Raw genomic sequence first — 10,841 nt, 5'->3', positions numbered from 1 at the left:
ACCTGACGGTCCAGGCCGGGGAGGATCAGTTCGTTCCCTTGCCGCCGCACTTGCCCGTGGCAACGTTGAAGTTGCCGCAGGACAGGGGCGCGCGCCAATCGGAGATCAGGTTCTTGGAGTCCGGCAGATAATCGGACCATTCGTCACCCATGACCAGGCCAGGCGTCCGCGAAACCGTCTCGAACTGGCCGTCGGCCTGGATCTCGCCGATCAGCACCGGCTTGGTGATGTGGTGGTTCGGCATCATCGTCGAATAGCCGCCGGTCAGGTTCGGCACCGAAACACCGATCATGGCGTCGATGACCTTGTCCGGATCGGTGGTACCGGCCTTCTCGACCGCCTTCACCCACATGTTGAAGCCGATATAGTGGGCCTCCATCGGGTCGTTGGTGGTGCGCTTGTCGTTCTTGATGAACTTGTGCCAGTCGGCGATGAACTTCTTGTTTTCGGGCGTGTCGACGCTCTCGAAATAGTTCCAGGCGGCGAGATGGCCGACCAGCGGCGCGGTGTCGAGACCGGCCAGTTCTTCCTCGCCCACCGAGAAGGCCATGACCGGGATATCCTCGGCCTTGATGCCCTGGTTGCCGAGTTCCTTGTAGAACGGCACGTTGGCGTCACCATTGACGGTCGAGACGACGGCGGTCTTCTTGCCGGCCGAGCCGAACTTCTTGATCGCCGAGACTTCGGTCTGCCAGTCGGAGAAACCGAATGGCGTGTAGTTGACCATGATGTCTTCGGCCGCGACGCCCTTCGACTTCAGGTAGGCTTCGAGGATCTTGTTGGTGGTGCGCGGATAGACGTAGTCGGTGCCTTCCAGCACCCAGCGCTTCACTGAGCCGCCATCCTCGCTCATCAGGTAGTCGACCGCCGGAATGGCCTGCTGGTTCGGCGCGGCACCGGTATAGAACACGTTACGCTCGCTCTCCTCGCCCTCATACTGGACGGGATAGAACAGGATGTTGTCGAGTTCGGAGAACACCGGCAGCACCGATTTGCGCGACACCGAGGTCCAGCAGCCGAACACCGCCGCGACCTTGTCCTTCGAAATCAGCTCGCGTGCCTTCTCGGCGAACAGCGGCCAGTTGGACGCCGGATCGACGACAACGGCTTCAAGCTTCTTGCCGAGCAGGCCGCCCTTGGCGTTCTGCTCGTCGATGAGCATCAGCATGGCATCCTTCAGCGTCGTCTCCGAAATCGCCATGGTCCCCGACAGCGAATGGAGAATGCCGACCTTGATCGTGTCGTCCGCCGCCTTGGCGGGAGCCGACATCAACAGGCCAGCGGCGACCACGCTTGCCGAGAACATTTTTGTTATTGTCGAGAAATTACCCCTCATACGGAAGACTCCCAAGCTGGTTGATTGCACCGCACCAATACAATGCAACCCCCATGCCAACCGCTGCCTGGACGCCAAAAAACGGCAAATAAACGAATATTATCAGATCGTTATTATATTAGGCGGAACAAACAAAGGAGAGCCGGTTAAAAATTGGTTGAGGGAAATTTGCGCAACGCACAAGGCATCTGCCTAATTTTCGCTCAATTCGACCAAATGCCTAGATTTTGATCGCAGCATACCGCGCGTGGACGACAAATGTTGCGATACGGCACAAAAATGGGGCAAGCTCGCGTCTCAACCGAGCGACGCCATGGCATCCCTGATTTCACGCATTTCTATCGGCATAGTGCTTCTGTCCACGGCAACCGGGGCCGCAAGGGCCGATTTCAGCGACGGCAAGATGCCTGATGGCACCTATCACTGCGAAGTCTACCTGCTCGGCATGTTCCTCAACCTCGGCGACATCACCATCAAGGGCAATGTCTACACTGGTCCGGTCACCTTCGGGGCCGCCCAGCAGGGGTACAACTACCAGATGGATGCAAACGGCGTGATCTCCTGGCTGGGACCGCTCGGTGGCTATACGGCTGGCGGCAACTCGCTGTCGCTGACCCAGGCAACGCTGGACGGCCAGAGCCCGCCCTCCTTCGACATCATCATGAAGCAGCCCGATGGTGCCTTCACGGCATCGACCTGCACCAAGGCAGACAATCCGTAGGCCTCGCCTTGGCGGGCGCGGCCTGCAGGCCCTCCCCGCCCTCTCATGTCATCTGGATGTTGCCGAAGCTGGATAGGCAGCGGTGCGCCGTCACCCATCCACATCGAGAGGCAGACACATGGCCAACTTCCCGTTTTCATCCTCCCCTGTCATTCGCGAAATCATCGCCGAGCGCGTCTCGCGCCGTACGCTCCTAAAAGGCGGCCTCGCTTCCGGCGCGCTGATCGCCGGCGGCAGCTTTGTCGGCTCGTTGTTCGCCGGCGAAACGCATGCCACCGCGCTTTCCACGCTGGGCTTTCCCGAACTGAAGCGGGTCTATGACAAGACCCATGCCGCCGCCGAAGGCTATGAAACAACAATCGTCGCACGCTGGGGCGATCCGCTCGTCGCTGGTCTCCCGGATTTCGACGGCAACACGGTCGCGGCCGCCGAACAGGAAAAGCGTTTCGGCTACAATTGCGATTACATCGCCTTCCTGCCGTTGCCCAAGGGCTCGGTGAACTCCGATCACGGCCTGCTTTGCGTCAACAACGAATACATCTCGCCCAATGTCATGTTTCCCGGCATGACCGAGGACGACGCCGGCAAGACGATGAGCAAGGAGCAGGTCGATCTCGGCCTTGCGGCGATGGGCCACTCGATCGTCGAGGTCATGTTCAAGGACGGCAAGTGGCAAACCGTCGAGGACAGTCCGCTCAATCGCCGCATCACGGCCAACACCGAGATGACCGTTTCCGGGCCGGCAGCCGGCCACGCGCTGCTCAGGACGTCCGCCGACGCGACCGGCACGAAGGTGCTCGGCACCAGCTACAATTGCAGCGGCGGCTTTACCCCCTGGGGCACCGTGCTGACTTGTGAGGAAGGCGTTTCCGACCTGTTCGGCGGCGATCCGAAGAAGGCACCGACCGCTGACATTCTCGACCGCTATGGCTTTGATGGCTCCGACATCTACGGCCGTGGCCGTTTCCATGACCGCTTCAACATCGACAAGGAGCCGAACGAGCCGAACCGCTTCGACTGGGTGGTCGAGATCGACCCTTATGATCCCCAATCGAAGCCGGTGAAGCGCACGGCCCTTGGCCGCATGTCGCATGAGGCCTCCACGGTCGTCCTCAACAAGGACGGCCGCATCGTCGTCTACATGGGCGACGACGACTATTTCGAATACATGTACCGCTACGTCTCGAACAAGGCTTACGACAAGGCGAACCCGGCTTCCGGCAACGGCCTTCTGGACGATGGCGTGCTCTCGGTCGCCCGTTACGACGCCGATGGCTCGCTGACATGGCTGCCGCTGGTTCATGGTCAGGGCAAGCTCACCGCCGAGAACGGCTTCGCCGACCAGGCCGAGGTGCTGTTGAAGACACGGCTGGCGGCGGACGCGCTCGGCGCGACCCCGATGGACCGGCCGGAGGACATCGAGACCAATCCGGTCACCGGCCGCGTCTACGCCGTCATGACCAAGAACAAGAAGCGAGACGAATCCAAGGTCAATCCGGCCAACACGCGGCCCGAAAACCTCTGGGGTCATATCGTCGAGCTGATCCCGCCCGGGGGCCGCGGCGCCGAGGCCGACCATACCGCCGACAAATACGCTTGGGACCTGTTCGTGCTCTGCGGCAATCCAAAGGACACCAAGGTCGGCGCAACCTTCCATCCCGAGACGTCGGACAATGGCTGGTTCGTCTGCCCTGACAACATCACCTTCGACCCGGCCGGCCGGCTCTGGGTGGCGACCGACGGCGCCAATGATTTCGGCCTGCCGGACGGCGTCTATGGCGTCGACACGGAAGGTGCGGCGCGCGGCTTGCCGAAGCTCTTGTTCACCTGCCCGCATGGCGCGGAAGCGACCGGCCCTTGCTTCACGCCGGATGGCACGACGCTGTTCCTTTCGGTGCAGCACCCCTCCGAGGATGCCGAAACACTCGACAAGGCGCAGTCCCTGTGGCCAGATTTCCGGGACGGCCAGCCGCCGAGGCCATCGGTGGTCGCCATCCGTCGCAAGGACGGCCAGCCGGTCGGGGCATAAGGTTCCAGCACAAAAAAAGGCGCGGAACCCGGTCAGGTTCCGCGCCAGCAGGCAGTCGGGAGGTTAGATGGTCTTGGCCGACATCTGGGCGGCGATGTAGTCGGCCTGGCGGATCGCCAGCGACACGATGGTCAAGGTCGGGTTTTCCGCGGCACCTGTCGTGAACTGGCTGCCGTCCGACACGAACAGGTTCTTGATGTCGTGCGTCTGGCCATGCTTGTTGACGACACCATCGGCCGCCTTCTCGCTCATCCGGTTGGTGCCGAGATTGTGGGTCGAGGGATAGGGCGGCGTCGGGAAGGTGCGCGTTGCGCCGACCGCCGCGTAGAGCGCCGAGGCCTGCTTGTAGGCGTGGTCGCGCATCGCCGTGTCATTGGGATGGTCATCGAAATGCACGTCGGCGATCGGCATGCCATGTTCGTCTTTTTCGTCGGCATGCAGTGTGATGCGGTTTTCCTCGCGCGGCATGTCTTCGCCGACAATCCACAGGCCGGCCATGTGGTCATAATGGTCGAGCGCCGTGGTGAAGGAGCGCCCCCAGCCGCCTGGGTTCAGGAACGCCGCCATGAACGGCAGGCCGAGGGAGAGCGTCTCGAACTCATAGCCGCCGACGAAGCCACGTGACGGATCATGCCGCGCCTCGTCGCGGATGATGCCGGCCATGGTGGTGCCGCGATACATATGCACCGGCTTGTCGAAGATCGCGTAGACCGAGCCCGTGGTGTGGCGCATGTAGTTCTTGCCCACCTGCCCTGAGGAGTTGGCCAGGCCATGCGGGAATTTGCTCGATTCGGAATTGAGCAGCAGGCGCGGGCTTTCGATCGAGTTGCCGGCCACCGCGACGATGCGAGCCTTCTGCTCCTGCAGCTTGCCGTCTTTGTCGGCATAGACGACACCCGTCACCTTTCCCGACGCATCATGGTTGATCTTGATCACCATGGCGTTCGGTCGGACTTCAAGATGGCCTGTCGCCTCGCCCTTGGGGATTTCGGTGTAGAGCGTCGACCATTTGGCGCCCCATTTGCAGCCCTGGAAGCAGAAGCCGGTCTGCTGGCAGGAGTTGCGGTCGTCGCGTTCGACGGAGTTGATCGCCATGTTGCCCGTATGGCATTCCTTGTAGCCGAGCTTGTCGGCGCCCGCCTTGAGAACCTTGAAGTTGTTGTTGCCCGGCAGGCGCGGCCAGTCATTGGTGCCTGTGACGCCCATCTTGGCTTCCGCCTTGGCGTAGTACGGCTCCATTTCGGCCAGCGTCACCGGCCAATCGAGGAGGTTCGCACCCTTCACCTTGCCGTAGGTGGTCGCCGTCTTGAACTCGTGCTCCTGGAAGCGAAGCGAGGCCCCGGCCCAGTGCGTCGTCGAGCCGCCGACCGATTTGACGATCCAGGCCGGCAGGTTGGGAAAATCCTTCGCCACGCGCCAGTCACCCGATGTGGTGCGCTTGTCCTTCCAGGCGAGTTGGGCGAACGAATCCCATTCGTCGTTGATGAAGTCCTCATACTCGTGACGGGCGCCCGCCTCGAGGATGACGACGTCTATGCCCTTCTGGGCCAGTTCGTTGCCGAGCGTGCCGCCGCCGGCGCCCGAGCCGATGATGACGACCACGCCGTCGTTCTTGAGATCAAATTGTGTTGCCATGGTTTCCTCCCATGAGATCGGTCAAAAAGCGGTTGCGGACAGAGTGGCTCAGAGCCACTCGATGTCGTTGAAACCGCGCGCGATGTAGCCGCCCTTGGAGTAGGACTCGCCCTCATAGCCGAAGATCGGCCATACCTCTTTCTGGTTGTAGAGACTGACGACGAGACCGCCGCGCACCGTCTGGAAGAAAGGCGTCTTCTCTATCTCGGTGAGCAGCGCCACACGCTGCTCCTCCCAGCCGAGCCCGCGATAACCGCCCTTGCCGGCCTTCTTGTCGAGCTCGGCAATGCCCTTCTCGATCAGTTCCTTGTGAGCGGGATCCTTGGCGGCTGTCTCGTCATGGCCCTTGACGGCGATGGCGTAATATTTGTCCGGCACCTGGTCGTGCGGATAGATGTCGCGCGCCACCTGGATCAGCGTCGCCATCGTCTCGGGCTTCAGCGCCGAGGTTTCCAAGCCCCAGGCGTGCTCAGGGCTGATGATGGCGCTGCCTGAAATGACAAGCAGCGCACCGACGCCGCCGCGTTTGAGAAGCTCGCGCCGTGACAGGCCAGGCTTCCTCTCATAAATCGTGACCATAGTTTCCTCCCTGCTTGCTGTTCGCACCCCTTGGGGTGCCGTTGCTGGCGCCGCGCGTTGCGCGCGGCTGGTTGTCCCCTATTGGAAGCGCCCTCCACGCTGCAGGACCTCGATCTTGTAACCGTCGGGATCCTCGATGAAGAAGAAGCGGGCGATGAGCGACCCGTCATGGTTGAACTCGACGATCTTCTTCGGATTGAGGCCGAGCGCGCCGAGCCGATCGTGTTCGCCGTCGAGATCGGCGACCGACACCGCGAGGTGACCATAGCCGTCGCCAAGCGCATAAGGCTCCTGCCGCCCCTTGTTGACGGTCAATTCCACTTCGAAAGGGGTATCGGCATTGCTGAGATAGATCAGCGTGAACGTCTCAAAATCCAGTCGCTGGGCGACCTCAAGGCTGAAGGCCTTGGTGTAGAAATCGATGGACCGGGCCTCGTCGAGAACCCGGATCATGGTGTGAATCGCCTTCGCCAAATCAGACTCCGCAGCTTTCATGCTTTAGAAGTGATTATGCGCGCCGGCGAAGAAAGGTGGTGGCAGCCGATTACCACGTGTAGAATAGGAGAAACGGTAGTGTCGCTTCATCTAAGGACGAAAGTCTGATTGCCGTTGTCGGCCGTCCGGTCGAAGATGAAACCGCAGGCAGTGTCAAAAGAGGCGTCGGCCACTGAGTCGGCACCCAAGACCAACAAAAACGGGAGGAAACGATGTGCAGAGTCTTTGCCGCACAGGATCCGGAAGGCTATCGTCAGATCAACCGGTCGATCCGCATTGATGGACATTCGACCAGCATCCAGCTCGAGGCGACGTTCTGGGCCCTGCTTGACGAAATCGCCGAAAGCCAGAACCTAACCACGCCCAAATTCATCTCGAAGCTGTACGACGAAGCCATCGAGATCAACGGCGAAATCCCCAATTTCGCGTCCATGCTGCGCACGACCTGCGCGCTCTATCTGCGCGGCCATCGGCCCGACCTGGACGAGCGGATGGCGCCTAAGCGAGAAGCGGCCTAGCGACCGTCCCCAGCGATTTCGAGCGCCAGCCGGGTCATGTCCGTGAAAAGCTGCTGACGTTCTGAATAGTCGGTCAGCTCACCGGTCTCGATATTGTCGACCACCGTGCAGATCGACAGTGCACTGACTCCGAAATGCCTGGCGATTCGGTAAAGCGCGCTGGTTTCCATGTCCACCGCCAGCGCGCCTGCCGCCTGGGCCTCCGCAAATCGGGTGCGACCGTCCGGGTGGTGGAAGATGTCGCTGCAAAGTGTCAGGCCGGCGTGATGTTCAACGCCGAGTTCGGCCGCCTTGGCCAAGGCACGGGCCAGCAGCGTCGGATCCGGACCGGCAGCGGTTCCGTAAAGGCCGAAGACTTGACCGCTTTGAGCGCTTTCGGGCCGAACCGATTGCGAAATGACAAGGCTGCGCAGCTTTACCTTGGCGCTCAGGCTACCGCAGGTACCGGTGCGGATCAGCGTTCTTACGCCATAATAGTCAAGTAATTCATGAGCATAAATCAGGAATGATGAAACACCGATACCCGTCGCCTGAATGCTGATGGGCCTGCCGCGAAACAGGCCGGTAAAGCCGAGAGTACCCCGCCGGCTATTGACGCAGCGTGGCGCTTCCAGAAATGTCCGCGCCATCCATTCGGCGCGCTGCGGATCACCCGGTAACAGCACCGTGTCGGCATAATCGCCTCTGCGCGCTTCGATGTGTGGCGTCAACAGTTGCTCCCCCAAGCCCGCTTGCTCCTTCACCCGCAATCATGGCGTTGTGAGGGCGTTGCGCAAGGGCAGAGAAGCGGAAGCGCCTAATGCATGTCGCCCAAAAGCGCCCTCCGTTTGGGCGAACGCCATGCACAAAAGCAAAGACCTGAAGCGCGGCGCATGGATCCGTTTCAACGTGAGGCGCTCTAGGACTCAAGCATGTCCTTGACGATCGTTGCCAGTTGCTTGAGCGAGAACGGCTTCGGCAGGAAGCCGAAATGCGCCTCGGCCGGCAGGTTCCTGGCGAATGCGTCCTCGGCATATCCCGACACGAAGACGAACTTGATGTCGGGCTGGCGCTTGCGCAATTCGCCAAGCAGGGTCGGCCCGTCCATTTCGGGCATCACCACGTCCGAGACGACGATGTCGACCTTGCCGCCCAGTGCTTCGAACACTTCCAGCGCCTCGACGCCGGATGATGCCTCGTGCACGGTATAGCCGCGCGAGGTCAGTGCTCGCACGCCGCCCATGCGCACGGCGTCCTCGTCCTCGACCAGCAGGACCGTGGCCGACCCGGACAGGTCCTTGGTGCTGTCGACCGGCTTGACCGGCGCGGCGCTCGGCGCCTCCCCGGGCTCGGCTGCCTTTTTCGCTTCCGCGATGTGACGCGGCAGGAAGATGCGGAAGGTCGACCCCTTGCCTACCTCGGAATCGCAGAAAATGAAGCCGCCGGTCTGCTTGATGATGCCGTAGACCATGGACAGGCCAAGGCCCGTGCCCTTGCCGACCTCCTTGGTGGTGAAGAACGGCTCGAAGATCTTCTTCAGCACATCAGGCGCGATGCCGCTGCCGGTATCCTCGACTTCGACCACGACGTAGTCGGCGGCGACGAGTTCGCGGTAGGGGAAGGTCTTGCACTCCTCGGCGGTCACGTTGCGGGTGCGCACGGTGAGATCGCCGCCGGCCGGCATCGCGTCGCGCGCATTGACCGCCAGGTTGACCACCACCTGCTCGAACTGGCCGATATCGACCTTGACCGGCCACAGGTCACGGCCGTGGTCGACCTTCAGCTTGATGTCGTTGCCCACGAGGCGGGCAAGCAGCATCCTGAGATCGGCAAGCACGTCGGTCAGGTTCAGCACCTCGGGCCGCAGCGTCTGCTTGCGCGAGAAAGCCAGCAACTGCCTGACCAGAGAAGCGGCCCGGTTGGCGTTCTGCTTGATGTTCATGATGTCGGGGAAGGACGGGTCCGACGGCCGGTGATTGGTCAGGAGCAGGTCCGACGCCATGATGATGGCGGTCAGCACATTGTTGAAATCGTGGGCGATGCCGCCGGCGAGTTGGCCAACCGCCTGCATTTTCTGGCTTTGCGCCATCTGCCCTTCGAGCGCCTTCTGCTCGGTCGTCTCGACGGCGTAGACGATGGCCGATTCCTCGGCGCCCTCGCCGCCGGTGCCATCGGCGACGGCGTTGACGTAAAACCGGATATGCCGCTCTTCATTGCCGGGAAGCACAGTGTCGATCGGTTCGATGTCGGCCTGCCGCTGGCGGGCTTTCTCGAAGGCGGCGGCAAAGGCCGGCCGGTCGCGCTCATGGATCACCGTATCGAGCCGCACGCGGCGATCCACGGCGTCCCGGTCGACGACCGAGGAAAACAGCGACAGGAAGGGCGCATTGGTACGCAGGATGCGCCCGTTGGCATCGACACCCGCGATCGCCATCGGCGTCGAATTGAAGAATCGGGTGAAGCGCACTTCCGAAGCACGCAGATCGGCCGACGCATCCTCGCCCTGCGTGCGGTTGAGCACGATCGTGCGCGTCGGGCCGCCGACACCTTCGCGGCTGGCCGAAACGCGATGCATGAAACGCACCGGCAGCGCCTCTCCCGTCATCGTTGTCAGGTCGAGATCGATGACCGCGTTGCGCGTCGTGCCGGGATCGGCCTTGACCGAGCGCACCAGCGCCATGCCGTCACCGGCAACGATATCCGGCAAGGTCACGGCGCCGGGCGTGAAACTGGCGAGATCAATGCCGAGCCATTCCGCGAGGGTGGCGTTGATGTAGGTGACACGGCCGTCCTGGTCCGCGGAAAAGAAACCGGCCGGGGCGTGGTCGAGATGGTCGATGGCTTTCTGCAGGTCGAGGAAGAAGCGCTCCTGCTCGGCCCGTTCCTGCGAAATGTCGGCGAGTTGCCAGGCCAGCATCGGCAGCCGCTGGCCCGGAACGCTGAAGGTTCGGGCGCGCGCCCTATACCAGCGGGCACCCTGTTCGGCGCCGGGCCGGATCGATTGGGCGAGCCGGAACTCGCCGTCGCCGGGCTGGCCGTCACGCAGGCCGGAGGCCAGCCGGTAAATGGTCACCGAAGCCTCGGGAACATCCGAAAGCAGCCCTTCGACCGTCTTCAGGTCGGCCGCCGAGGAGGCTCCGGTCATGTCGGCATAGGCGCGGTTGGCGTAGACGACGCGGCCCTTGGTGTCCGTCACCAGCAGGCCTTGCGACATCGAATCGACGAAAGCCTTGGACAGTTCATCGCCGGTCGAGCGCGGCGTGACCTGTACGAAGCCGATCGCGGTCGCGAACAGGAAGCCGACGCCGATCATCGCCAGCACGCCCAGCATGCCGAGCAGGAACGGATCGCCGAGGCGCTCGCGGAACAGGCCGAAGACGATCGCGGCCCCCGTCAGAACGACGATGAAGGTGATGAGCCGGGTGACCGCGCCCGGTCGCGTGTTCTGGTCGACGATCGGTACCGGATAGAAATCGCCGCGCGCTTCCTTGGCCATATGCCCCCTGCTCGTGAAGTCCGCTGTTCCGACACCCGCCCCTAATGCATGTC

General features: G+C 62.2%; 9 protein-coding genes. 3 read left to right on the top strand and 6 right to left on the bottom strand.

Annotation, left to right across the window (positions count from 1 at the left end):
* Window positions 1-25: 25 nt before the first annotated feature.
* On the bottom strand, window positions 26-1,336 hold the full coding sequence (urtA, locus tag EB231_RS19940) for an urea ABC transporter substrate-binding protein (RefSeq protein WP_140773394.1): 1,311 nt from the start codon (window positions 1,334-1,336) through the stop codon (window positions 26-28).
* 313 nt (window positions 1,337-1,649) lie between these two features.
* On the opposite strand from urtA, the gene EB231_RS19935 reads away from it, so the two are divergent.
* Together EB231_RS19935 and EB231_RS19930 are read left to right on the top strand one after the other, a co-directional pair.
* Window positions 1,650-2,057: a hypothetical protein gene (locus EB231_RS19935; RefSeq protein ID WP_172350372.1), complete on the top strand. Its 408-nt coding sequence runs from the start codon at window positions 1,650-1,652 to the stop codon at window positions 2,055-2,057.
* A 118-nt stretch (window positions 2,058-2,175) separates the two neighbouring features.
* Complete coding sequence (locus EB231_RS19930; protein WP_172350371.1) at window positions 2,176-4,086, top strand: PhoX family protein; 1,911 nt, start codon at window positions 2,176-2,178, stop codon at window positions 4,084-4,086.
* Window positions 4,087-4,149: 63 nt separating this feature from the next.
* Here EB231_RS19930 and EB231_RS19925 read toward each other — a convergent pair whose 3' ends face one another.
* The 3 genes from EB231_RS19925 to EB231_RS19915 all read right to left on the bottom strand — a co-directional run bounded on the left by EB231_RS19925 (window position 4,150) and on the right by EB231_RS19915 (window position 6,774).
* Complete coding sequence (locus EB231_RS19925; protein WP_172350370.1) at window positions 4,150-5,721, bottom strand: GMC family oxidoreductase; 1,572 nt, start codon at window positions 5,719-5,721, stop codon at window positions 4,150-4,152.
* Window positions 5,722-5,769: 48 nt separating this feature from the next.
* On the bottom strand, window positions 5,770-6,300 hold the full coding sequence (locus EB231_RS19920; RefSeq protein ID WP_172350369.1) for a gluconate 2-dehydrogenase subunit 3 family protein: 531 nt from the start codon (window positions 6,298-6,300) through the stop codon (window positions 5,770-5,772).
* A gap of 78 nt (window positions 6,301-6,378) precedes the next feature.
* Window positions 6,379-6,774: a VOC family protein gene (locus EB231_RS19915; protein WP_140773384.1), complete on the bottom strand. Its 396-nt coding sequence runs from the start codon at window positions 6,772-6,774 to the stop codon at window positions 6,379-6,381.
* 233 nt (window positions 6,775-7,007) lie between these two features.
* Here EB231_RS19915 and EB231_RS19910 point away from each other — a divergent pair, with 233 nt between their 5' ends.
* Complete coding sequence (locus tag EB231_RS19910; protein WP_172350368.1) at window positions 7,008-7,313, top strand: ribbon-helix-helix domain-containing protein; 306 nt, start codon at window positions 7,008-7,010, stop codon at window positions 7,311-7,313.
* On the opposite strand, the gene EB231_RS19905 is transcribed toward EB231_RS19910, so the two are convergent.
* Together EB231_RS19905 and cckA are read right to left on the bottom strand one after the other, a co-directional pair.
* The gene (locus tag EB231_RS19905; protein WP_172350367.1) at window positions 7,310-8,023 is read right to left on the bottom strand and encodes a purine-nucleoside phosphorylase; all 714 of its coding nucleotides are present in this window, start codon (window positions 8,021-8,023) and stop codon (window positions 7,310-7,312) included. The genes EB231_RS19910 and EB231_RS19905 overlap by 4 nt on opposite strands.
* A 188-nt stretch (window positions 8,024-8,211) precedes the next feature.
* Window positions 8,212-10,788, bottom strand: a complete 2,577-nt coding sequence (cckA, locus tag EB231_RS19900; RefSeq protein WP_172350366.1) for a cell cycle histidine kinase CckA — start codon at window positions 10,786-10,788, stop codon at window positions 8,212-8,214.
* Window positions 10,789-10,841: the final 53 nt, after the last annotated feature.

The sequence above is a fragment of the Mesorhizobium sp. NZP2298 genome (genome assembly GCF_013170825.1).
Lineage (GTDB): Bacteria > Pseudomonadota > Alphaproteobacteria > Rhizobiales > Rhizobiaceae > Mesorhizobium.
Note: the sequence above shows the minus strand (reverse complement) of the source record. Positions and strands in the feature narration are given on the sequence as shown.